The following is a 23011-nucleotide window of genomic DNA, read 5'->3' as shown; positions in this document are numbered from 1 at the left end:
TTCTGTTTCGAGCGTTATTGTATTCGTCCTGGTGGCGCAAGATCTGCGCCCGATCTGGCGGCGAGTGGAGAATGGACATGCAGAAGCGCATGAAGCACATGGGATGTGGGCTGGTTGCCGTGCTGCTGGTAAGCGGCGGGGCGATCGCGCAGCAGAAATCTGGCCTGGAGGGGTTGCCGCCTCCCGGAACCATGACCGCACAGATTCCTGAAGGCAGGGAAATGTATATCGGCATGGCGGTTAGCGATGCCAAGCAGCAGGTTGTAACCGCTGTGGGTGGTTCGGAGGTAGAGGCCAAGCTGATGGCACGACGCGACTGCAGCAAGAAGTGGGGCGGATGCGAAGATCTGACTACTTTCCCGATTCGTCATTACTGCATGGTGATCGCCAGCGATGCAGACTCCCGGCCCAACGTCCGAGCCACCTTCGTTGAAGCAGGTGATGGTCGCACGGTTAAAGCTGGCGAATTGAGCCGCAAGGCGATGGATCGTTGCCAGGCGTCGGGTGCGAAGAAGTGCGGGGTGCAGAGTGAATACTGCTTCTGACCGTTGCTTGCGCTGGTTGTGCACTGTCCTGCTCGCGGCTGCCGTGATGCCGGCGATGGCGCAGAATGGTCGTCAGGCGCAGATGCAGCAGCACGCGCAGAACGTCAACAATTACGTGCAGTGGCAGCAGAGCCAGCAAGCCAGCAGCTATGTGTACACCGAAGAAGACTATATCGCCGACCAAATTGCGCGGAACATCGCTGCAGCCCGCAACGCGCAGCTGAGGAAGGACGCCAAGCGCGACTGGTGGGGTTCGCTGGCGGTCAACACTGAAGATGGGTCGTGGTACGTCCATCTGAATGACGAGACAAGCGACGATGCACTGGCCAACGCCATGAAGCAGTGCAAGGGCGTCTGCTATCCGATTGTCACCTTTGCCAACACGTGCGTGGCCCCGGCGTACAGCGGGCACGGCGGAATGTACCTGGGCCATGGCGCCAGCAAGCAGGAGGCTGCGGCCGGCGCCGGCAGCGCTTGCGTCGCGGCGGGTGGTAGCGATTGTAAGAGTCCGCCAGAGCAGGCTTTCTGCACTGGCTGAAAGTACGGCTACAAGGCGGCCGAGCGCTTCATCCAACGCGTTTCACTGAACGTTCTAGGTAAAGTTTCGGATCCAAAGTTCCAGCCTTTTCCAGGGGCCACGGAGTTCATCGCAAAGCCGCTCGACAAGCGAGGCGTGTCCACGGGAACCGCAAAGGATGGCCGCATGGTGGCCAACATGGCCCAGTCTTGGAGCGCGATCGCTGCAGGCAGTGCGCCCAAGGCCTACGCGATCCATATGGGGTTGAACGAGCGTGATGCACGTGACACCGCAGTCAGCCAGTGTGGGGCAGGTGACTGCAAAGTGGTGGCTGCGTTCACGCTTGGCCAGTGCGCCGCAGTGGTCCGTGCCCGCAGCAGGGGCAGTGACGTTGTGCAGACCTATTCTGCCGTGGCCGGGACGCTGCCCGAAGCGGAGGAAAAGGCAGTGGGAGAATGTATCGATGCCGATGCGAAAGCCTGTCCTCTGGTATTCAACAACTGCATGTGAGGCTACGGGCGATTTGGGGGCGCTGGGCCGCCCGCGTCCCTCTTGCTTCGTGGATGTGGTCCCGGATTTTGTGACTGGTGGCTCCATTTCAAGCTTGCGCTCTTCGACGCAATAGACGTCCTCGCGTTAAGCTCTCCTGGCGTCAGAAAAATGACGCTTCGGCGCTACCGATTGCAGGAGCTTTTCCGTCCATGAGGACCCTGTGTGCCCGTCCGACGGGTGACGCTTGCCACCATCGCTGCCACGGTGCTCCCGGAGCTATCATCCGCATCTGCAGGGTGACCGGCGCGGCCGGGCAACGCCACCGTGCCCGCCACCAACGCGGGCATCGGCAAGACGACATTGAAGGAGTGGGAGGGGATGGAAGACAGGGTTGGCGCACACATGGACGATGCCCTGGCATTTGTTCCATCCGGTGCGAACCTGCTCGAAGCCGTCAGGGGCGAGCTCAACGGCGATGGCATCGAGTACCAGTTGCTGGTCATCGACCAGCCGACGCCGGAAGGGCTGGTGCCCGGCCAGCACGGACCAAACCGGGTGCTGCTGTTGCTGCGCGGTGACGGGCGCGGGCGCTGGCAGCTGGCCGCGCGCAACGACAAGCTGGTGCCGTGTTCCACCCGCGGTGGCCTGGCGGGCGACCCTTTTGCGTATGCAATGGTTGAGGAAGACACCTTCAGCGTGATCACCAACGGCGGCAGCCGCGAGCGCTGGAGCAGCACGTACCGGTTCCGCTACGCATCGGCGGACAAGGCGTGCTGGGTGGATGGGGTGAGACGCAAGGTCGTGGATATCGAGACCGAAGCGACCAACATCCGGGATTTCTCGGTGGCGGAACTGGGCAGGGTGCGGTTCGAGGACTTCGACCCGTCCAGTGTCGCCGAGGTGTCGCTTCCATGAGCCAAGCTCCAACCGGCGGAAAGGAATCCGCGCTGATGAACATCCAGGAGTTGCACTGTGTCGACCGATAGAGAGTCGCAACTGCTGCGGCAGGCGACGAAAGCCGGCATCGACTCCCCCCTTGAACTGGCCAATTTCATGGCCCAGGCAGGGCACGAGTCGCGTGGCCTGAGCCGGCTCAACGAGAGTTTCAACTATACCCGGGGCATCTCGCAGATCCCGGTCGAAGCGGCGTGGCGCAATGGCACCGAGGCGCTGGAGTCCGCGCGCCAGGAAGCCCTGCGAGGGCGTCCGGATGACCTGGCCGAGCTGATGTATGGCGGCCGGATGGGCAACGACGCGCCCGGTGATGCGCTGAAGTACCACGGGCGCGGTTATCTGCCGCTGACCGGCAAGGAAAGCTACGAGCGCGCCGGCAGCGCGCTGGATCTGGATCTGGTCAACCAGCCCGAGCTGGCATCGCAGCCGGAACATGCAGGTCGCATCGCGGTGTGGCAATGGCAGAACCGTGTGCCGGAACACGCGCGCGAGGACGTGCGCGAGGCAACCTACGCCATCAACGGCGCCATCAACGGGGTGGAGGACCGGCTCAAGCGTTTTGAAGCGTGGCAGCAGAAGCTGACCCCGGACGTGATGGACCGGCTTGCCCGCGGCGAAGTGGGCGAACCTGCACAGTTGCCTGAGCGCGCGCGCGATATGTCCGATCCGGCCCATGCCGGCAACCGGTTGTTCACCGACGCACGGGGTCATCTGCAGCAGTTGGGGCCGCAGAGTGGCATGCGCAGCCAGCAGGAACTGGACAATGCGGCCGGGGCCCTGGCGTTGAGCGCACAAAGGGCAGGGATGAGCCGTATCGATCACGTGGTGGCCGGTACCGACGGCAGGGCGCTGTTTGCGGTGCAGGGCGTCATGGGGGACCCGGCGATGCAGCGCTCGATGGTCGAGCGTGAGGCCGCCGCCCAGTTGCCGCTCGAGCAGAGCAGCCAGCAGTTGGCGGCCGAAGCCTCTTCCCGCCAGGAACAGACCGCTTCAGCTACCCGCGAGCAGGAGCAGAACCGCCCGCGATCGCTGTAATCTGGGCACCGCCTGCAGGTCGGAAACCGGCGGGCCCATCGAACGACACCGAGCACCCTCGGGTGCCTACATGGATCTCTTTGTAAGGACACAACATGCGAAACACTTTCCTGCATTCCAACGTGGCCCAGCGTGGTCGCGCTACGGTGTTGTGGCTGCTGCCGCTGGGACTGGTCACCGCCATGGCCCACGCACAGCAGGCACCGGACGCCCCGGCGGTCCCCGCGGTCGAGGAGGTTGCATCAGCGCCGGTCGCCGCAGTGGCTGACGAGCAGACGCCCGCTGTCACAGCAACGGATGCTCTTCCTGCACCGGCACCGGCACCTATCGCCGCGCCTGAGCCGGTGCCAGGCGTGGTTGCTGCACTTGCACTTGCACCTGAACCTGCGGCGGAGCCGACCATGCCGCCCGCACCCACACCGCAGGCGGCACCGACAACAGGCGTCGCTCCGGAAGCCGTTGCCGCCGAACCCGCGATTGCATCAGCGCCCGGGGTAGTACCGACAGCACCTGCGCCCGATGTTGCCTCCACCAATGCTGCGCCTGCCGCAACGGCGCCTGTCGCAGCCGCGCCGGCTCCCGCGCCGGTGCCGGCCCCCGTTGCCGCCGCTGCACAGGTGCCCGACACCGCACTGGCCCCGGCCCCCGTCCCACCGCCAGCCCCAGTTGCACCACCCATCATCCCGCTCGCACCAGACCAGGCCGCCGAGCGCCAGCTCGGTGCGCGCTGCCCGGTCGATCTGGCCGGTCGCCTGGCACCGCAGGGCGATCTGATGATCGGTGCCTGCCAGGGCACGTTGCCGCCGCATCTGGCGGCGCTGCTGGTGGCATTGCCCGAGCAGGACATCCACCTGCCGCGCAGCTGGCGCGAGCGTGAAGTGCGCCAGAAGGCATGGTTCAAGGCCGTGGCCGGCATGGGCCAGCGTCCGGACTTCATCGGGCGCCTGGGCGATATCTGGGTGCGCTCGTTTGAAGGCGCAGATGCTTCCACGACCACCTATCTTGTCTCGGCGCCGTTCGACTGTGCCGACGGCGCACTGCCAAACGAGAACACTGCAGATCCGGTCCGGCTCGCAGCTGGCAATTGCGGGCAGGCCTACGTCCGCCAGCGTGTGTACCAGGTGGGCAGCGATGGCGTCCCGCAGGACATCACTGCAAAGGCAATGCCGGCGGCACCGTCGATCGGCGAGGCCGATCGTGCGCGTCACCGCGCCCGCGAAGGCAAGGTCATCCTGGATCACAGCAAGTTGCAGTACGGGCCGGCCATGCGCTGGTTCGTGCAGTACCCGGAATCGCCGCAGAAGACTGGTCCGCACAGCTTCAGCGACTGGAACCGTGAGCACCTAGCCTTCGTGGTCTGGAACGGTACGAGCTTCGAGCTGCGCGATACCGTGACGCGCGCGCAGTGGCCGTGCGATCCGGTGGCGCCGGGCGACAAGCCCTGCGGCGGTTTCCCGGACTCGGGCCCAGATGCGTACGTGCTGGCAGGGTCGACGGTGAACTCGGCAGTTTCCAGCCCCTGATCGACCGCAGATACGACGGGAGCCGGCGGTGCCGGCTCCCGTTTTCATTCCAGCAATCGTCTCAGGCGTGCAGGCTGCGCTGGGTCGCTTGGGTCTGTTCCAGCTGCTGCTCGCGCGCCAGGGCCTGACCGGCAGATTGCTGCTCGATGCGCTGGCTGCTCTGCTCCAGCGGCGTGTTCATCGCAACGGCCGTGTCCACCGATACACGCAGATGGGCAGGGTCACCCCCCTGGCCCTGCACCGCGAAGCTGCGCGAGGCATCGGCGTTCATCACCACTTCGTCGATGCGCTTGCCGCCCGCGGCGTGCATTTCGGCGGCCAGGCCGCCAGCCAGCTGCGTACTCATTACATCCGGCACGCGGCCGACGCGCACGTCCTGCGCATGCACGCCACGGATCGCGTCGTTGAATAACGGATTGCCCAGATGATTGGCATCGTCCATGCGCAGCATGCTGGTGTGATGGCCGTTCTTCTCCGCTTCGCGGCGTGCCGGTTCACCAGGCTGCAACGGGCCGCGGATGTGGTCGTACAGGTCGATTGCTCCGCCAGGGATGCCGCGTGCAGTACGGGTAACGCCACTGCGCAGTGATTCCACGTCGTCGCGGTACTCCTCGATCATCTTGGCGTTGTCTTTCGCCAGCTGCTGGGTATCCGGATGCTTCAGGACCGAGCCGTCGCCGAGGAAGTTGCCCAGCTTGTGCGCGCCGAACGAGCTGCCTGCTGCAAGGATTGGACGATCCGGGATCAGGTCGCGCAGCGGGTGGTTGCTGAAGCCAGCTGCTGACAACCTCTTGATCTCATCCGGGTTGGCGTAGATGCGTACCTGGCCGAAGTGGGGCGAAGCAGCGCTGACCGGATCGGATGCCATGACGTGGTTGATCATGGTGTTGCCGCCTTCGGGGATGCGGTAGCTGAGGCTGACCGCACCATAGGCGTTGAAGGTCTCACCCTTGATGTTGAAGTGGTGCGAGGTGATCTGGGCAAGAGCGCCGCCGAGGGAGTGGCCGGTGACGGTGACCTGGGGAGTATGTCCACCATTCAAGCGAGACTGGAGTGCGGCAGATTCAAGCGTTCTCTGGGTCAATGCGATCGCGTCAGGTGCCTGTACATTGGTGCGCGCTACCACCATGCCGCCATCGGTCAGGATCGCATCGCGGGCAATATCCTCCGTGCCACGATGGGCAATGACGATCTCTTTGCTGTCTACGCGCTGATAGACGGTGCCCTGATAGCCGTTGAGCCGGTTGTCGACATGCTCGAGTATTTTGTACTCATGGCCGTTGAGCGTGACCTTCTCTTCCTGGCCGGGTGCACGTCGGCCGACGGCGCGGTCCTTGTAGGCGTCATCGGATAACGCAGCGTAGTCCTGGGAGGTGATGGTCACGGTGCCACCTCACTCGCAGAAAGGCTGATCGTGAACAGCTTGTCCTGCAGGTCGGCGGCATAGCCGCTGCGATCAGGCTCACCACTGGCCGGGAAATTGGGAACGCGATCTGCCCGCGGATAGACCAGATCCGGATAGTAGAGCGTATGCGCGCTGCCGTCGGTCAGCGGCTTGGCATCGACGAAGGTCAGGAAGCGAGTTTCGTCTTCGGCGCCGGTTGCTTTCAGCATGGCACCGGCTCCGCTGAATTCCCATCTGCAGACGCCGCGGCCGTAGTAGTCCTCATCCAGCATACGGTCCACATACAACGTGCCGCGATACTCGCCATCGGCAACCTTGCGCAGCTGCACCGGTTCCTGGCTGGTGATGCGCGCTGCGGTGCCTGTGGCGGGCTCGATGTGACCGCACTGGTCTTCGTTGATGACGTCGTACTGCGCGACGCCCTCGACCACCGCGAAATCGCCGGGGGCATCCTTCAGGCGCAGCACCAGTTCATAGGCCTTGCGCGGGCTGGGGTTGAGCTTGGCGAGGCCACGCCCGCCCTGGGCGACATCGGCTTCGGCAGCGGCACGTTCCTGGTTCATGGCGGACTCCGGGTTGCAGGCGGTCAATAGAAGCAGAGCAAGGCACGGAAGCATCTTGGGGCGCAATGTCGGCCTCCCTGGGGCATAGAGGGATATATGGAGCAGGCCACTCTCCGCGCGAGATTCTGCGCAGCGATCATGGTTGAGAGTAACGCGTCACGCAGATCGACCCGGTAGCGCGTCGGGTTTTCCTCGCCGCTTGCGCCATATCCGGCAATCTCTTCGATGCGAGGGGGACATGCATCAGGAGCGATTCGACGTTCATGCGCTCCCTTTGGCGTGATACGGCGTGGTACATCCATGTCCATGCATCCTTCCCTGGTGACAGGTCCGGCGATTATGGAGTGCCCGGGAAAGCTGGCGCCAGCCGTCTCTGGACAAGGGTGTCGATTTATTGACGCATTCGGCGAAGGGTGATGCCAGTGAATCGACTGCGGCACAGGCGATTCGATAGCGCCAAGGCGTTTCAATGTCGCGAGCGGCTCTCACTATCAATTTGTGACTTGAATCATGAATTCACACCTTCCTTACCCTGACAAAGTGCCTGCCATGAACCTTGCAATCCGCTCAGAATCCATCGACGACCATGTCGCCATTCACAAGCTCACCGAAATGGCGTTCCGCGATGCTGTCCACAGCAGCCACACCGAACACCACATCGTGGATGCATTGCGTGAGCGTGGCGAGCTGAGCATGTCGCTGGTGGCAGAGGATGCGGGCCTTCTGGTGGGTCATGTCGCGCTGTCCCCGGTCAGCGTGCAGGACGGCAGCCAGGGCTGGTTCGGGCTAGGGCCGATTTCGGTGCTGCCGCAGCAGCAGGGGCGCGGCGTGGGCACGGCCTTGATGCGGGCCGCGATCGAGGCTCTGCGCAGGAAGGGCGCGCGGGGCTGCGTGCTGTTGGGCGAGCCGGCCTACTACGGGCGCTTCGGCTTCCGTGCCGTGCCGGGTCTGGTCCTACCCGGCGTGCCGGCGGCGTATTTCCAGGCCCTGTGCCTGCAGCCGCCGATGGCGCAGGGCGAGGTGCGCTACTCGCCGGCGTTCGACGCGGTCGGTTGATCGGGGGACGGCAGGCGCTCCGGGCGCCGGTCAGCCTTGATGGCGAAGGTGAATGAGCGGATATGGACGACCCTGCGAATCCACCGGCGAGCGGCCGGTTTCAGTGAAACCCATGCGCTGATAGAAGCCCACAGCCTGTGCATTCTGCGCATTGACGTCGGTGGTCAGTTGCGGGTGCCGGGCCACCGCATGCAGCAGCAACTGGCGGCCGATGCCGGTTCCGCGCACGTCGGGATCGATGAACAACGCTTCCATGTGCGAGCCGTCGATCAGCATGAAACCCTGCGGCCAGTCCTGGTCGTCGACCGCCACGACCAGCGAGGCGTGCGGCAGGAAGCCGGCGACTTCGGCGTCGATGGCCTGGCGGTCTTCGGTACTGAGGAAGTCATGGGTGGCGTCGACGGCCCGGCGCCAGAGGTCGACGAGAGCGTCGCCATCGGTAGCGCCGGAAGGGCGCAGGGTGGTCATGGGCATGTCCAAGGTGCTTCGCAAGTGCAAACAAGTATAGCGGCCGGAACTGGAGGGAAGAGGCCGTTTGGAGGCGGCCTGCGAGGCGCTGTCGACGTGGTCACAGAGGCCTGCGTTACACTGCGGTCGCGCTGAACTGTTCGAATTCGAGAACCGCCATGACCGACACCCTGGCCGTGCCCGTGCACGACGCCGACGAGCACTGGATGCGTCACGCGTTGGCATTGGCCGAACGCGCACAGCGTGAGTTCGACGAGATCCCGGTCGGTGCGGTGCTGGTGGGTGCCGACGGTCAGCTGCTGGGCGAGGGCTGGAACCTCAACATTGCCTCGCATGATCCCAGCGCGCATGCCGAGATCGTGGCCATGCGCGAGGGCGGGCGGTTGCTGGCCAATCACCGCCTGATCGGCAGCACGCTGTATGTCACCCTGGAGCCGTGCGCGATGTGCGCGATGGCGATCGTGCATGCCCGTGTGGCGCGCCTGGTCTACGGTGCCAGCGATCCCAAGACGGGTGCCTGTGGCAGCGTGTTCGATCTGGTCGGTGATGCCCGCCACAATCACCGGGTCGAGGTCCATGCCGGCGTGCTGGCCAAGGAGGCGGGCAACCGCCTGACCAACTATTTCCGGGCCAAGCGCGGCAAGCCGCCGCTGCTGCTGGAGGACCACGCTGGCGAGGGCTGAGTGGCGAAAGGGTATGATGGCCGCCACTTTCCTTTACCGGCCGGCCTCGTGCCTGCCCAGCAACGAGGCGACACGATGGCAGAGAACGGCGCGGCCAACGAGCGACTGATCTGGATCGACCTGGAAATGACCGGGTTGGATACCGACAACGATTCGATCATCGAGATCGCCACCGTGGTCACCGATGCCCAGCTCAACGTGCTGGCCGAGGGCCCGGAGTTCGCCATCCACCATCCGCTGGAAACACTGGAAGCGATGGACGAGTGGAACCGCAACCAGCATCGTCGTTCGGGCCTGTGGCAGCGTGTCATCGACAGCACCACGACGCTCGGCCAGGCCGAAGCGCAGACCGTGGCCTTCCTGGCACAGTGGATTCCGGCCGGCGTGTCGCCGATGGCGGGCAACTCCATCTGCCAGGACCGCCGCTTCCTGCACCGGCAGATGCCGCGGCTGGAGAAGTACTTCCACTACCGAAACCTGGACGTGTCCACGGTGAAGGAACTGGCCAAGCGCTGGGCGCCGACCGTGGCTGCGGGCGTGGGCAAGAACAGCAACCATACCGCGCTGAGCGATGTGCACGATTCGATAAACGAACTGCGCCACTATCGCCAGTTCATGGGCGCGCTGTCGGGCCTGCCGACCTCTTGATGGGTAGTGCCGGCCGCTGGCCGGCAACCGCCTGATGCTCGCCGGCGGCGCAGGGTTGCCGGCCAGCGGCCGGCACTACGCTGCGTTCAACTCCACGGCGCTAAGATCGGCCCATGAACGAGCCCATCCTGCTGCCCCGTGATATCGCCCACGACGCTGGCGACTGGTCTGACCTGCAGCGGGCGGTAGCCCTGCTGGAAGCGCCCACGATCACCGCGCGCATGGCCAACCTGGTCGGCACGCCGCTGGAGTTCGCGGTGAAGGCGCTTCCCACCTCGGTCTCCAACCGCATCCACGGTGCGGTGCAGGCGGCGTTGTCCAAATCGGTGCAGGCCGCGCTGTGGAGCATGGACAACACCCCGGGCAAGGGCGCCTCGACACGTTGGCACAAGCTGGCGGCAGCGACGTCCGGCGCGGTCGGTGGTGCGTTCGGCTTTGCCGCGCTGTTCATCGAGCTGCCGGTGTCGACCACGATCATGATGCGTGCGGTGGCCGATGTTGCCCGCAGTGAAGGCTTCGATCTTTCGCAGTTCAGTACCCGCCAGGCCTGCCTGGAGGTGTTCGCGCTGGGCGGCAATTCGCCGCGCGACGATGCCAGCGAGACCGGCTACTACCTGGCCCGTGGCTTCACCACCGATGTGATGCGCCACCTGTCGGCCGAACTGGCCGGGCGCGTGGTGACGGGACGCGACCTGACCCTGGGCGTGGCGCCGAAGGAAGCCGGCAAGCTGCTGGCCAAGCTGGTGGAAAAGGTCGCCGCGCGCTTCGGTGTGGTGATCACCGAGAAGTTTGCCGCGCAGGCGGTGCCGATCGTCGGTGCGGCAGCCGGCGCGACGCTCAATACCATGTTCACCGACTACTACCAGGACATGGCCCGTGGCCATTTCATCGTGCGCCGGCTGGAGCTGAAGTACGGCGAGGAAGTGGTGCGCACCTGCTATGACCGCATCGCGCACGGCGGGGTGTTGATCGAGCCGACGTTGTAATCCACGCCATGCGTGGATGCGGCATCGTTGCCTCGGCGGCACAACTGTTTTGCACGAACGCGCCTGTTGCGCGCGCAGCGCCATCCCCATCCTTGCCGGCAATCCCCCGCAAGAGAATGCCGCCATGTTGTTCACCCCCCACCGCCTGGGCGCGCTGACGCTGCCCAACCGCATCGTGATGCCGCCGATGACCCGCTCGCGTGCGGCTGCCGGCAATGTCGCCACCGCAGAAATGGCCGAGTACTACGCCCAGCGTGCCGGTGCCGGCCTGATCGTCAGCGAAGGCACCCAGATCAGCCCGCAGGGCCAGGGCTATGCCTGGACCCCCGGCATCCACAGCGAAGCGCAGGTGCAGGGCTGGCGCAGGGTCACCGATGCCGTGCACGCGGCCGGTGGTCGCATCTACGCCCAGCTCTGGCATGTAGGCCGGGTGTCCCATGTCGCCCTGCAGCCGGACGGCGCGGCGCCGGTCTCTTCCTCGGCGCTGCTGGCCGAAGGGGTGAAGGTCTTCGTTGACCCGACCGGCGCTGGACCGGAATCCGGCGTGGGCGAGATGATCCAGCACTCGATGCCGCGCGCGCTGGGCGAAGAGGAGATCCCAGGCATCGTAGCTGACTATGCGCAGGCCACCCGCAATGCACTGGCCGCTGGCTTTGATGGCGTTGAGTTGCACGGTGCAAACGGTTATCTGATCAACCAGTTCATCGATTCGCAGGCCAACCAGCGCACCGATGGCTACGGCGGCGCGCTGCAGAATCGCCTGCGCTTCCTGCGCGAGGTGGTGCAGGCGGTGATCGATGTCGCTGGCGGCGAGCGTGTCGGCGTGCGTCTGGCGCCGTTGACCACGCTGCAGGGGGCGGTGGACGACACCCCGCAGGCGACCTATCTGGCTGCCGCGTACCTGCTGGGCGAGCTGGGTGTGGGCTACCTGCACATCGCCGAGGCCGACTGGGAGGATGCGCCGTTGATGCCGGTGGCGTTCAAGCAGGCACTGCGGATGATCTATCCGGGCACGCTGATCTACGCCGGCAAGTACACCGCCGAGCGTGCCGGGCAGGCGCTGGCGGAAGGCTGGGCCGACCTGATCGGCTTCGGCCGGCCGTTCATCGCCAACCCGGATCTGCCTGAGCGTCTGCGCGTGGGCGCGGAGCTGAATCTTCCTGATCGCGCGACGTACTTCGGCGGTGGTGCGGTCGGGTTCACCGACTATCCGGTGCTGGAGGAGGCCGTGGAGGCCTGATTCCGCGTCCGCCGGGCATGGCCCGGCGCTACCGATGCTGGTGGGTGGGTGCCGACCGTTGGTCGGCACTACCAGGATGGATCACGGCTTGTCGCGCACCAGCGCGTCTGCCTCGACCACGCCGCCATCCTTGCCATGCAGGTACAGGTGCATGTCCTGCTGCGGATACGGGATGTTGATGCCGGCCTTGTCGTAGCCCAGCTTGATCTGCTCCAGCAGGGTGACCTTGGTGCCGAAGTGATCGGCCGATTTCACGTAGCAGCGGATGCCCAGATTGATCGCGTGCGCACCCAGCTCGTACACCACCACGTCCGGTGCGGGTGTCTGCAGCACGCGCGGGTCGGCCTTCATCAGCGCCAGTGCGGTATCGCGGGCCAGCTGGATGTTGTCTTCGTAACCGATGCCCACCACCAGTTCAACGCGGCGGGTGGGCTCTGCCGTAAGGTTGATGATCGGTGCGGCGGTGATCAGCGTGTTCGGAATGGTGGTGTGCTGGTTGTCGGCACCGGTGATCACGGTCTGGAAAATGCGCACTTCGCGCACGGTGCCGGTCTGTCCTGCGATGGTCACCACGTCGCCCACGCGGAACGGACGCAGGGTCACCAGCATCACGCCCGAGGCGATGTTCGACAGCGAATCCTTCAGTGCCAGGCCAACGGCCAGACCGGCGGTGCCGAGCACGGCCAGCAGCGGCGTGATCTGCACACCCAGCGTGCCGATGGCCAGGATCACCACGATCACCAGCGAGGCCGCATAGACCACGTTACGCAGGAAGCTGCCCAGCATCGGGTCCACACCCATCCGCGCGGTCGCGCGGGGCATCGCATTGGACAGTCGGCGTGCGACCCACATCCCGACCAGCAACACGATGATGGCAGCGAGCAACGGCACGCCGTAGGTTTCCAGCAGACGCTCCCAGTCGAGCGAATGGAACCAGGATGTCGTGGCGGGCGAGGGTGGGGCAGCGGCGATCATGCGGACTCCTTTTGCAACGGGAACATGTACGACAGGAACATGGCGTGCGCGGACGCCAGAAACAGCAAGCCCCGCGAAGGCGGGGCTTGCGTGCAACTTCAGTATGGGCCGACGTCGATGAAAGCGACGTCAGCCATCAAGCATCAACGGCTCAACCCTTGGCCTTCAACTTGGCCAGACGCAGCCAGGTATCGACCACAGTGTCCGGGTTCAGCGACACCGACTCGATGCCTTCCTGCATCAACCACTCTGCCAGATCCGGATGATCGGACGGGCCCTGGCCGCAGATGCCGACGTACTTGCCCTTGGCACGTGCCGACTTGATCGCCATCGACAGCAGCTTCTTCACCGCCGGGTTCCGCTCATCGAACAGGTGCGCGACGATCGACGAGTCACGATCCAGGCCCAGGGTCAGCTGGGTCAGGTCGTTGGAGCCGATCGAGAAGCCGTCGAAGATTTCCAGGAACTCATCGGCGAGCAGTGCGTTGGACGGCACTTCGCACATCATGATGATCTTCAGGCCGTTCTCGCCCTGCTTCAGGCCATTCTGTTCGAGCACCTCGACGACCTTGCGGCCTTCCTCCAGGGTGCGCACGAACGGGATCATGACCCACAGGTTGTCCAGGCCCATCTCGTTGCGCACGCGCAGTACGGCCTTGCACTCCAGTGCGAAGGCGGCCGAGAAGCTCGGGTCGACGTAACGGCTGGCGCCGCGGAAGCCGATCATCGGGTTCTCTTCGTGCGGCTCGTAGCCGCTGCCGCCGATCAGGTTGGCGTACTCGTTGGACTTGAAGTCCGACAGGCGCACGATCACCGGATTCGGTGCGACCGAAGCGGTCAGGGTAGCGATGCCTTCGGCCAGACGGTCCACGTAGAAGCCGACCGGATCGGAATAACCGGCGATCTTCTCGTCGATCTTCTTCTTCGTCGCGGCGTCCTGGCGGTCGTATTCCAGCAGCGCGTTGGGGTGGATGCCGATGTGGCTGGCGATGATCATTTCCAGGCGAGCCAGGCCGATGCCGGCGTTCGGCAGCTGGCCGAAGTCGAAGGCACGTTCCGGGTTGGCCACGTTCATCATGATCTTCAACGGTGCCGGCGGCATGTTGCCCAGATCGGTGGTGGTGCGCTCGAAACCGAGCTTGCCTTCGTAGATGAAGCCGGTATCACCTTCAGCGCAGCTGACGGTGACCAGCTGGCCATCTTCAATGACCTTGGTCGCGTTGCCCGAACCGACCACGGCCGGCACGCCCAGCTCGCGGGCGATGATCGCGGCGTGGCAGGTACGGCCACCGCGGTTGGTGACGATCGCCGATGCGCGCTTCATCACCGGCTCCCAATCAGGATCGGTCATGTCGGCGATCAGCACGTCGCCCGGCTGCACGCGGTTCATGTCTTCCAGCGTCTTCACCACGCGGGCCACGCCAGCACCGATCTTGGCGCCGACGGCGCGGCCTTCGGCGAGAACGTTGCCGCCCTTTTCGGTCAGCGCGAAACGCTCGATCTGGGTGGCATGGCTGCGCGACTTCACGGTTTCCGGGCGCGCCTGCACGATGAACAGCTTGCCGCTGACACCGTCCTTGGCCCACTCGATATCCATCGGGCGGCCATAGTGCTTTTCGATGGTCAGCGCCTGGCGCGACAGTTCGGCCACGTCTTCATCGTTGATCGAGAAGGTGGTGCGCAGTTCGGCCGGGGTGTCCTCGATCCTGACGCGCTCGCCGGGGACATCCGAATACACCATGCGGATCGCCTTGCTGCCGAGCGAACGGCGCAGGATCGCCGGCTTGCCGGCCTGCAGGGTGGGCTTGTAGACGTAGAACTCGTCGGGGTTGACCGCGCCCTGCACGACCATTTCGCCCAGGCCGAACGAGGAGGTGACGAACACCACGTCGCGGAAGCCGGACTCGGTGTCCAGGGTGAACAGCACGCCGGAGGAACCGACGCCGGAACGCACCATCAGCTGCACGCCCGCCGACAGGAACACGTCTTCGTGCTTGAAGCCATGGTGCACGCGGTAGGCGATGGCACGGTCGTTGTACAGCGAGGCGAACACTTCCTTGACCTTGTGCACGACATCGTCGGCACCGGTGACGTTGAGGAAGGTCTCCTGCTGACCGGCGAAGGAGGCATCGGGCAGATCTTCGGCGGTGGCCGACGAACGCACGGCTACAGCCACGTCGCCGCCACCGTTGTCGGCGCTCAGCTTGGCGTAGGCGCTGCGGATGTCCTGGTCCAGCTGCGGCTGCAGCGGCGCGTCGATCACCCAACTACGGATTTCCTTGCCGGCCGCGGTCAGCGCGGTGACGTCCTCGACGTCCAGTGTGGCCAGCTTGTCGAAGATGCGCTTGGACAGGTCGTTGTGCGCGATGAAGTCCTTGAAGGCTTCAGACGTGGTCGCATAACCTCCAGGAACGGAGACGCCCAGACCGGCCAGGTTGCCGATCATCTCGCCCAGCGAGGAATTCTTGCCGCCTACGCGGGCCAGGTCGGCCAGACGCAGTTCGTGCAACCACAGGATGTTCTCGTTCAAGCGCGATGCTCCGTTTGGCCATCGCCCGAGGCGGGCTGAATGGCCGCGTCCGTAGGAAGAAGTCGATATGATGCCGGGCAGACCACCGTCGGCACAAGCTTGTGTTGGCGGCCCTTTTAGGCTTCGTAGGGGGTAAATGCGCGCATGTCGACCATCCGTCCGGTGTTCTACGTTTCCGATGGAACCGGTATCACCGCTGAAACCATTGGGCATAGCCTGTTGACCCAGTTCTCCGGGTTCAGCTTCATTACCGACCGGATGTCATTTGTCGATGACCCCGAAAAAGCCCGGGAAGCGTGTGCCCGGATCCAGGCGGCGGGGGAGCGGTACCAGGTCCGGCCGATCGTGGTGAACTCCTGCGTGGACCAGAGCCTGAGCGTGATCCTGTCCGAGAGCGGGGCGCTGATGCTGGATGTGTTCGCCCCGTTCATCGAGCCGTTGGAGCGCGAACTGTCCAGTTCCCGGCTGAACCGGGTCGGCCAGGCCCACGGCATGGTCGACTTCGACACCTACCACCGGCGCATCAACGCGATGAACTTCGCGCTGACCCATGACGATGGCATCGCGGTGAATTACGACGACGCCGACGTGATCCTGGTGGCGGTGTCCCGGGCGGGCAAGACGCCCACCTGCATCTACCTGGCCCTGCATTACGGGGTGCGCGCGGCCAACTATCCGTTGACCGACGAGGATCTGGAGAGCGACCGCCTGCCGCCACGGCTGCGCAACTACCGACGCAAGCTGTTCGGCCTGACCATCGACCCCGACCGCCTGCAGCAGATCCGCCAGGAGCGCCGGCCCAATTCGCGCTACGCCAACCTGGACACCTGCAAGCGCGAGGTGGCCGCAGCGGAGGTCATGTTCCAGATGGAACGCATCCCGACCCTCAGCACCACCCATACCTCGATCGAGGAGATCTCCAGCAAGGTGCTGGGCACGCTGGGGCTGCAGCGCGAGCTGTATTGATCCTTTCCCTCGCGCCGCGCTGCGCTGCCGGCCAGCGGTCGGCACTGCCAATGGGCGCTTCAACTGCGCCCTGTAGAGCCGAGCCCACGCTCGGCTGGGCCACCGGGTTCTGGCCGAAGAGCAGCCGAGCATGGGCTCGGCTCTACAGGGGTGATCGCCGCTGGCGGCTTGGCTGCGGGTTGAACTGTCCCCACGTTGAAGGGCCAACGTGTAGGATCAACCCATGGCCCGAGCATTGCCCCGTACCGAGCGCATTCCCCGCCTGAGCCGGCTGAGCTGGCTGATGGGGCTGTACGCGGAGAATTACCGCCACCTGGTGCGCCTGTTCGCGCCGGCCGAGCTGGTGGCGGGAAGCTACGTCTCCTCGGTGGGCGATGGCCTGGATGTGCGCCTGGATGTGATCGAGTGCCACCGCTACACGGTGGAGCTGCGCCTGACCTACGACCTGGCCGACCCGGTGACCGGTGAACCGGACCCATCGGCCTTCGTCCGCCTGTACCGCGACGCGCGCCAGGCCGAGACCACCCACTGCTACGTCGGCCGCCGCTGGCAGGACACGATGGGCCTGTACCCGCCGCCGGCCGAGCTGATCAGCCATCGCATGCGGATGAACACCTTCCTCGGCAAATGGCTGGAATACCTGGCAGAACGCGGCCATGGCGTGGCCACCCTGCGCCGTGACCCTGACGGCAACACCGTGGGTGCCGGCGATCGTCGCCTGTCGCTGGTGCGTTGATCGGCCATAATCCACGGCTGACCCGCCGCCGGATTCGCACATGCCGTATACCCCGATCGTCGCCACCCTGGGCTATGTGCTCTCGCCCGATCGTCGCCAGGTGCTGATGATCCATCGCAATACCCGGCCGGGCGACCACCACCTGGGCAAGTACAACGGCCTGGGCGGCAAGGTCGAACCGACCGAAGACGTGGCCGCCGGCATGCGCCGTGAGATCGCCGAGGAAGCCGGCATCGACTGCACCGCCATGCGCCTGCGCGGCACCATCAGTTGGCCAGGCTTCGGCAAGCACGGCGAGGACTGGTTCGGTTTCGTGTTCGTCATCGACAGCTTCGAGGGTGCCCCGCACGGCGGCAACCACGAAGGCACCCTGGAGTGGGTGGACGTGGACAAGCTGGACACGCTGCCCATGTGGGAGGGCGACCGCAACTTCCTGCCGCTGGTGTTCGATGCCGATCCGCGCCCGTTCCACGGTGTGATGCCTTACCGGGATGGACGCATGCAGAGCTGGTCCTTCAGCCGGCTGTGAGGCATTCCGGAGGCCGCTGCGCTCGCCGGGCATGGCCCGGCGCTACCCATCCGGCGCAGCCTCGGTAGCGCCGGGCCATGCCCGGCGGGGAGAGCTTCAGCGCCGCTGCGCCAGCAGCAGGTGGAAGTGCTTTTCCCGCTGCTGGCCGTCATTGCCGGCTGTGCATTCGCGATGCGAACGCCATGCCGTGACGCTGAAACCGGACACCCGCAGCGCCAGCTCGACGGCATCCAGCTCATGCAGTTCGAAGTCGGCGGCGAAGGGCAGGCTGCGCATGAATCCAGCATCGCCGAAGGCCAGGCATAGCCGGCCGCCGCGATGCAGCACCCGCGCCAGTTCATCCAGCACAGGCGCCAGGTTCGGCCAGAAGTACAGGGTGTTGACCGCCAGCGCAGCATCGACGCAGGCATCCGCCAAGGGCAGGGCATGGGCATCGCCCTCGCGCAGTACGGCACGCCCGGCCAGGCCGCTGGCGGCAAGATGCCGGTTGCCGGCGTCGACCATGGCACTGGACAGCTCCACGCCCACGTAGCGACTGCCGCTTGCCTGCAGCAGCAGCGGCGCGAAGGCGGCGTTGCCGGGTCCGATCTCCAGCACCTGCTCTCCGGGAGCGACCGCCAGCAACGCGATTGCGGCCTGGTTGAGGGCGCCGTTGCTGCGGTTCATCGATTCGCCCACGGCCAGCGCGGCCTCGCCATGGGGCTGCCGCAACTGCGCGGCCAGGGTGCGTGCATCCAGCATCAACATCGTCCGTGGGTGGGGAGTCGGACGTGGCGGCGGCGGGTCCGCCGCAGACCATAGCGCCAGCCGATCGGCTTGGGAAGTAGGGAAACCCCGGCTTGAGGTGATCAGGAAATGTCCAGCGTCGCAGTCGGTGAGAGCCACTTGTCCACAGGGGGTGTGGATTACGCGTGGGCAACTTTGTGGATAAGCACTGGCAGGCGCCACCCCCCTAGGCTGTCAAGATGGGTGGCGAAAAATTCACCGCCGGTGAGGATCGGTGAGTGACGGGTGAAGGGCGGGGTCAGCCCACGCTGTTGCCGGTGGCGGCGCTCGCGGTACCCTGTGGGCCTTGATGCCCCGTGAGACTTCATGAAACGTCACTTCTCGATGCTGCGCGAGTTCCATCTGGCGGACTGGTTCACCCTCGCCAACGCTTTCTGCGGCACCGGCGCGGTGTTTGCCGCGATGCGTTTCCTGCAGGATGGCGAGCGCGGCTATCTGCTGTTCGGCATGGCGCTGATCCCGCTGGCTTTCATTTTCGATGCACTGGACGGCCGCATCGCGCGCTGGCGCAAGTCCAGCTCGACCCTGGGCCGCGAGCTCGACTCCCTGTCGGACGTCATTTCCTTTGGTGTCGCACCCGCAGCGCTGGCCTATGCCTGTGGCATGCAAGGCGGCTGGGACTGGCTGGTGCTGAGCTACTTCGTCTGCTGCGGCGTCAGCCGCCTGGCCCGTTACAACGTGACCGCCGAGGCGATGAGCGGTGACGAAGGCAAGGTGAAGTACTTCGAGGGAACACCGATCCCCACCAGCCTGGCGCTGGTGATTGTGCTGGCGATCGCCGCCGGCACCGATGCCATCGGCCACGACCTGTGGCTGGGCCAGTGGCAGATCGGCCCCTGGCAGCTGCATCCATTGGTGCTGCTGTTCGCGCTGTCCGGGTCGCTGATGATCAGCAAGACCCTGCGCATTCCCAAGCCATGATCCAACCCTGCGGAGGAGCGCGATGACCAGCTCGGCCAACGACGCCGGCAGCAGCGATTTCGAGAACCTGGCCCGGCAGTACTTCGGTGCCTGGGGCGATGCCCTGCGCCACGCGACTGTGCAGGGGGCCCCCGCTGGCGACGACCCGGGCAGTTGGAAGCACCTGTTCGACTGGTGGGGTCAACTGCTGCCCGAGACCGGTGCGGCTGCACCGGAAGAGGCGGTGCGGCGGTTCCGCGAACAGGCTGGTAGCTGGTACGGCACCATGCAGGAAGTGGCGGCACGCTTTGCCGGCCGCGATGCCAGCAGTGCCGAAGTTGCCCAGGCCTGGCGTGAAGCGGTGAAGGGTCAGGGCGACGGCATGCTGCAGTGGATGCTGCAGGGCGCCCGTGGCAGCACCCATGCCGGCGCTGCTCCGCCCGAGTTCGCGGCGTGGTTCCAGCAGTTGCAGACGCTGGCCGGCCCCTGGCTGCAGAGCCCGGCGTTCGGGCCCGGCCGCGAGCACCAGGCGCGGTGGCAGGCCCTGCTGCGCGCGCAGGAGGAGTACCAGCATCACTCGCAGGCCTATGTCGAGCAGATCAAGCAGGCGCTGGAAGAGGCGTTCGACCTGTTCGAGCAGCGCTTGGCCGACCATGAGCAGCCCGGCAGCCAGCTGACCAGCGCACGGGCGATGTTCGATCTGTGGATCGAAGTCGCCGAGGAGGCCTATGCCAAGGTCGCCATGTCTGCACCGTTCCAGCAGATCTACGCGGCGCTGGGCAATGCGCAGATGCGCCTGCGCGCGGGCCTGCAACGCGAGGTGGAACAGATGAGTGAACGCATCGGCCTGCCGACCCGCACCGAGATGGATGCCGCCCACCGTCGCATCGCCGAGCTCGAGCGCAATCTGCGCCGGCTGCAGGCACAGGTGGCGGTGCTTGCCGGTACCGATGCGGTCGACCCGGTGGCCCAGCCGGCGCCTGCGAGGGTGAAGCCCGTCGCGCGCAAGCCTGCCGCGAAGAAGGCACCAGCAAAGAAGGCCACCTCGCGCACCACCACGCGGAAGTCGTAAGCCATGAAAGGACCGCTGGGCTTCAATGCCGATGACCTGATGCAGGAGACCCTGGCCATGCAGCGCAAGCTGATGGAAGGGTTGAAGCTGTTGCCGCAGGTGGAGGATGTCGACTATGGCGCCACCGCCCGCGAGGAAGTCTGGCGCGATGGCAAGGTGGTGCTGTATCGCTTCGTCGGCGAGAACGCACCGGTCCGGCGCACGCCGCTGCTGATCGTGTACGCGCTGGTCAACCGCCCCTACATGGTGGACCTGCAGGCCGATCGCTCACTGGTGCAGAAGCTGCTGGCGCTGGGCCAGGACGTGTACGTGCTGGACTGGGGCTATCCGGATCGTTCCGAGCGTTACCAGACGCTTGAGGATTACCTGCTGCGCTACATCGATGGCGCGGTGGATGCGCTGCGCGCGCGCAGCGGTGGCCCGGTCGACATGCTCGGCATCTGCCAGGGCGGCGTGTTCGCGCTGTGCTACGCCGCGCTGCGCCGGCAGAAGCTGGGCAATCTGATCACCATGGTCACCCCGGTCGATTTCCAGACCGCCGACAACATGCTGTCGCACTGGGCGCAGCAGGTGGACGTGGATCTGCTGGTGGACACGCTGGGCAATATCCCGGCCGATCTGATGAATGCCAGCTACCTGATGCTCAAGCCGTTCCGCCTGAACGTGCAGAAGTACGTGGGCCTGCTCGACATCCTCGATGACAAGGCCGCACTGGAAGAGTTCCTGCGCATGGAAAAGTGGATCTTCGACTCGCCCGATCTGGCGGGCGAGGCCTTCCGCGAGTTCATCAAGCAGTTCTACCAGGGCAACGGACTGGTCAACGGCACCGTGCATATCGGTGAGGAGGCGGTGGACCTGGCCAAAGTGACCCTGCCCGTGCTCAACATCTACGCCGAACAGGATCACCTGGTGCCACCGGATGCATCACGTGCGATGCGTGGCCGGCTGGGCACGCAGGACTACACCGAATCCAGTTTCCGCGGTGGGCACATCGGCATCTACGTCTCCGGCCGCGCGCAGCGCGAAGTGCCGGCGACCATCGACAACTGGCTGAAGGAACGCACGCCATGAAGTATTTCCCCTTGGTCGCGCTTGCGCTGGCCCTTGCACCGGGCATTGCCGGCGCCGCGCCCAGCGCCGAAGCGCGCCGCGAGATCACGCAGCTGATTGGCAGCCTGGACGGCTCCCAGTGCCAGTTCCAGCGTAACGGCAGCTGGTACGGTCCCGCCGAAGCGCGTTCGCACCTGCAGCGCAAGTACGACTACCTGCTGAAGAAGGACATGGTCGACACCGCCGAGCAGTTCATCGAGCGTGCGGCGAGCCAGAGCAGCATGAGTGGCAAGGCGTACCGGATCCGCTGCCCCGGCCAGCCCGAACAGACCTCGGCGGCGTGGTTCGGCGTGCGCCTGCAGGCGCTGCGCCAACGCACGCCGTAGACACGGCTGGCGCTACAGTGGCCGCAGCCAGTCAGCCGGGAGACCTCGCCATGAACGCTGTGCCGCGCACCCTGTCGCGCTCGCTGAACGACCGCATGATCGCCGGGGTGATGGGCGGCATCGCCCATCGTTTCGGCTGGAACCCGACCCTGGTACGGGTGCTGTACGTGGTGATCTCGCTGGCGTCGGCCGCCTTCCCGGGCATCCTGATCTACCTGCTGCTGTGGCTGCTGATCCCCAACGAGGCCGATTGAACGCCGCGTCCCGGCCCTGGCCGATCTGGCTGCGCGCGCTGCAGGTGCTGGGCGCGCTGTGGACCGTGCCCAATACCCTGATCGGCCTGCTTGGCGGTCTGGCCGGGCTGCTGGGTGGTGCGAAGATGCGCTGGAGCGGTCGTGATTGTGCGGTGGTTTTCGACCATTGGCCGTGGGGTCCGGGCGGAGCGATCACCCTCGGCAACGTGATCCTGCACACCGGCTACGACCTGGGCATGTGCTGCCGTACCTATGCACATCAGGCAGGGTGGGGCGTGGAGCCGTTGATCCGGCTGGATGACCATGAGCGCGCGCACGTGTACCAGTACCTGGTGCTGGGGCCGCTGTACTTGCCGGTGTATCTGCTGTGTGGCGGCGTCAGCGCGCGCAATCCGTTCGAGCGTGCGGCTGATCATTACGCGCGGTTCGGGCATGGCTGGTGGCCGTAGTTTGCAGCCAACGGCGGAGCCCCCTCGTGGGTGGTCGCGTAGAGCGAATCATGTGATTGGGCCGGGCGGGTTGGGCGCGCGGGGGACGCCGTAAACCCATCCGTGGGGGCTTGGCCGCGGCATCCATGCCGCGGACACCCCCGCGCGCCCAACCCGCCCGACCCCTGATAGTTTCCGTGTGCGTCCAGCCACGGAGAAGAAAAAGAACAGCAGAAGCGGGTCGCGCGCTGCGCTTGCTCGTGTAGAGCCGAGCCTGCGCTCGG

General features: G+C 65.5%; 26 protein-coding genes. 20 read left to right on the top strand and 6 right to left on the bottom strand.

The features are described from left to right. Positions 1–77: 77 nt before the first annotated feature. The 6 genes from HFK18_RS18745 to HFK18_RS21970 all read left to right on the top strand — a co-directional run bounded on the left by HFK18_RS18745 (position 78) and on the right by HFK18_RS21970 (position 5066). Positions 78–545, top strand: a complete 468-nt coding sequence (locus HFK18_RS18745) for a DUF4189 domain-containing protein (RefSeq protein WP_180167407.1) — start codon at positions 78–80, stop codon at positions 543–545. After that, a complete protein-coding gene (locus HFK18_RS18740) occupies positions 529–1083 on the top strand; it encodes a DUF4189 domain-containing protein (RefSeq protein WP_180167406.1) in 555 nt (184 codons plus the stop codon). Before HFK18_RS18745 ends, HFK18_RS18740 begins: the two co-directional genes overlap by 17 nt. 165 nt (positions 1084–1248) lie before the next feature. Then, entirely contained in the window at positions 1249–1572 is a 324-nt protein-coding gene (locus HFK18_RS18735) for a DUF4189 domain-containing protein (protein ID WP_100436493.1), read from the top strand. Between the two features lie 360 nt (positions 1573–1932). Continuing rightward, positions 1933–2469: a hypothetical protein gene (locus tag HFK18_RS18730; protein ID WP_180167474.1), complete on the top strand. Its 537-nt coding sequence runs from the start codon at positions 1933–1935 to the stop codon at positions 2467–2469. A gap of 57 nt (positions 2470–2526) precedes the next feature. Continuing rightward, on the top strand, positions 2527–3543 hold the full coding sequence (locus HFK18_RS18725; RefSeq protein WP_180167405.1) for an XVIPCD domain-containing protein: 1017 nt from the start codon (positions 2527–2529) through the stop codon (positions 3541–3543). Positions 3544–3638: 95 nt separating this feature from the next. Continuing rightward, positions 3639–5066, top strand: coding sequence for a hypothetical protein (locus HFK18_RS21970; RefSeq protein ID WP_257216306.1), 1428 nt, complete (start codon positions 3639–3641; stop codon positions 5064–5066). Between the two features lie 61 nt (positions 5067–5127). Here the strand turns inward: HFK18_RS21970 and HFK18_RS18715 are convergent, their stop codons facing one another. Both HFK18_RS18715 and HFK18_RS18710 read right to left on the bottom strand, forming a co-directional pair. Further along, the gene (locus HFK18_RS18715) at positions 5128–6450 is read right to left on the bottom strand and encodes an XVIPCD domain-containing protein (RefSeq protein WP_180167404.1); all 1323 of its coding nucleotides are present in this window, start codon (positions 6448–6450) and stop codon (positions 5128–5130) included. Next, complete coding sequence (locus tag HFK18_RS18710) at positions 6447–7100, bottom strand: hypothetical protein (protein ID WP_132824819.1); 654 nt, start codon at positions 7098–7100, stop codon at positions 6447–6449. The genes HFK18_RS18715 and HFK18_RS18710 overlap by 4 nt, the downstream gene beginning before the upstream one ends. A 483-nt stretch (positions 7101–7583) precedes the next feature. Between HFK18_RS18710 and HFK18_RS18705 the strand changes: the two genes are divergently transcribed. Then, positions 7584–8090 carry an N-acetyltransferase gene (locus HFK18_RS18705; protein WP_180167403.1) on the top strand — a complete coding sequence of 169 codons (507 nt, stop codon included), beginning with the start codon at positions 7584–7586 and terminating at the stop codon, positions 8088–8090. A gap of 30 nt (positions 8091–8120) precedes the next feature. Here HFK18_RS18705 and HFK18_RS18700 read toward each other — a convergent pair whose 3' ends face one another. After that, positions 8121–8558 (bottom strand): acetyltransferase, encoded by a 438-nt coding sequence (locus HFK18_RS18700; RefSeq protein ID WP_180167402.1) that lies wholly within the window; start codon positions 8556–8558, stop codon positions 8121–8123. A 158-nt stretch (positions 8559–8716) separates the two neighbouring features. On the opposite strand from HFK18_RS18700, the gene tadA reads away from it, so the two are divergent. The 4 genes from tadA (at position 8717) to HFK18_RS18680 (ending at position 12115) form a co-directional block, all read left to right on the top strand. Then, positions 8717–9241, top strand: coding sequence for a tRNA adenosine(34) deaminase TadA (tadA, locus tag HFK18_RS18695; protein ID WP_180167401.1), 525 nt, complete (start codon positions 8717–8719; stop codon positions 9239–9241). Between the two features lie 75 nt (positions 9242–9316). Beyond that, on the top strand, positions 9317–9889 hold the full coding sequence (gene orn, locus HFK18_RS18690; RefSeq protein ID WP_180167400.1) for an oligoribonuclease: 573 nt from the start codon (positions 9317–9319) through the stop codon (positions 9887–9889). Positions 9890–10002: 113 nt separating this feature from the next. Next, on the top strand, positions 10003–10875 hold the full coding sequence (locus HFK18_RS18685) for an EcsC family protein (RefSeq protein ID WP_180167399.1): 873 nt from the start codon (positions 10003–10005) through the stop codon (positions 10873–10875). Positions 10876–10999: 124 nt separating this feature from the next. Further along, entirely contained in the window at positions 11000–12115 is a 1116-nt protein-coding gene (locus tag HFK18_RS18680) for an alkene reductase (protein ID WP_180167398.1), read from the top strand. Positions 12116–12196: 81 nt separating this feature from the next. Here the strand turns inward: HFK18_RS18680 and HFK18_RS18675 are convergent, their stop codons facing one another. Both HFK18_RS18675 and ppsA read right to left on the bottom strand, forming a co-directional pair. Beyond that, positions 12197–13090, bottom strand: a complete 894-nt coding sequence (locus HFK18_RS18675) for a mechanosensitive ion channel domain-containing protein (RefSeq protein ID WP_180167397.1) — start codon at positions 13088–13090, stop codon at positions 12197–12199. A 151-nt stretch (positions 13091–13241) separates the two neighbouring features. Beyond that, on the bottom strand, positions 13242–15620 hold the full coding sequence (gene ppsA, locus HFK18_RS18670; protein WP_089236005.1) for a phosphoenolpyruvate synthase: 2379 nt from the start codon (positions 15618–15620) through the stop codon (positions 13242–13244). A 144-nt stretch (positions 15621–15764) separates the two neighbouring features. On the opposite strand from ppsA, the gene HFK18_RS18665 reads away from it, so the two are divergent. The 3 genes from HFK18_RS18665 (at position 15765) to HFK18_RS18655 (ending at position 17851) form a co-directional block, all read left to right on the top strand. Continuing rightward, positions 15765–16586, top strand: a complete 822-nt coding sequence (locus HFK18_RS18665) for a pyruvate, water dikinase regulatory protein (RefSeq protein ID WP_089236004.1) — start codon at positions 15765–15767, stop codon at positions 16584–16586. Between the two features lie 223 nt (positions 16587–16809). Beyond that, positions 16810–17322, top strand: coding sequence for a DUF1249 domain-containing protein (locus HFK18_RS18660; RefSeq protein ID WP_025879261.1), 513 nt, complete (start codon positions 16810–16812; stop codon positions 17320–17322). Positions 17323–17362: 40 nt separating this feature from the next. After that, positions 17363–17851: an 8-oxo-dGTP diphosphatase gene (locus HFK18_RS18655; RefSeq protein WP_100552866.1), complete on the top strand. Its 489-nt coding sequence runs from the start codon at positions 17363–17365 to the stop codon at positions 17849–17851. A gap of 96 nt (positions 17852–17947) precedes the next feature. On the opposite strand, the gene HFK18_RS18650 is transcribed toward HFK18_RS18655, so the two are convergent. Next, complete coding sequence (locus HFK18_RS18650) at positions 17948–18598, bottom strand: class I SAM-dependent methyltransferase (RefSeq protein WP_180167396.1); 651 nt, start codon at positions 18596–18598, stop codon at positions 17948–17950. A gap of 345 nt (positions 18599–18943) precedes the next feature. Here HFK18_RS18650 and HFK18_RS18645 point away from each other — a divergent pair, with 345 nt between their 5' ends. The 6 genes from HFK18_RS18645 to HFK18_RS18620 are packed head-to-tail and all read left to right on the top strand — an operon-like array spanning position 18944 to position 22748. Further along, the gene (locus HFK18_RS18645) at positions 18944–19558 is read left to right on the top strand and encodes a phosphatidylcholine/phosphatidylserine synthase (RefSeq protein WP_025879258.1); all 615 of its coding nucleotides are present in this window, start codon (positions 18944–18946) and stop codon (positions 19556–19558) included. 22 nt (positions 19559–19580) lie between these two features. Next, positions 19581–20609 carry a class III poly(R)-hydroxyalkanoic acid synthase subunit PhaE gene (gene phaE, locus HFK18_RS18640; protein WP_180167395.1) on the top strand — a complete coding sequence of 343 codons (1029 nt, stop codon included), beginning with the start codon at positions 19581–19583 and terminating at the stop codon, positions 20607–20609. Positions 20610–20612: 3 nt separating this feature from the next. Beyond that, entirely contained in the window at positions 20613–21680 is a 1068-nt protein-coding gene (locus HFK18_RS18635; RefSeq protein WP_180167394.1) for a class III poly(R)-hydroxyalkanoic acid synthase subunit PhaC, read from the top strand. Beyond that, on the top strand, positions 21677–22045 hold the full coding sequence (locus tag HFK18_RS18630) for a YfeK family protein (RefSeq protein WP_180167393.1): 369 nt from the start codon (positions 21677–21679) through the stop codon (positions 22043–22045). Before HFK18_RS18635 ends, HFK18_RS18630 begins: the two co-directional genes overlap by 4 nt. Before the next feature lie 50 nt (positions 22046–22095). Beyond that, positions 22096–22299, top strand: a complete 204-nt coding sequence (locus HFK18_RS18625; protein ID WP_089235996.1) for a PspC domain-containing protein — start codon at positions 22096–22098, stop codon at positions 22297–22299. Next, a complete protein-coding gene (locus HFK18_RS18620; RefSeq protein WP_100552859.1) occupies positions 22296–22748 on the top strand; it encodes a hypothetical protein in 453 nt (150 codons plus the stop codon). Before HFK18_RS18625 ends, HFK18_RS18620 begins: the two co-directional genes overlap by 4 nt. The last annotated feature ends 263 nt before the right edge of the window (positions 22749–23011 follow it).

The organism is Stenotrophomonas sp. SbOxS2, from assembly GCF_013416715.1.
GTDB lineage: Bacteria > Pseudomonadota > Gammaproteobacteria > Xanthomonadales > Xanthomonadaceae > Stenotrophomonas > Stenotrophomonas lactitubi.
The sequence above is the reverse complement of the archived record's forward strand: the minus strand, read 5'-3'. Positions and strand labels throughout refer to the sequence as shown.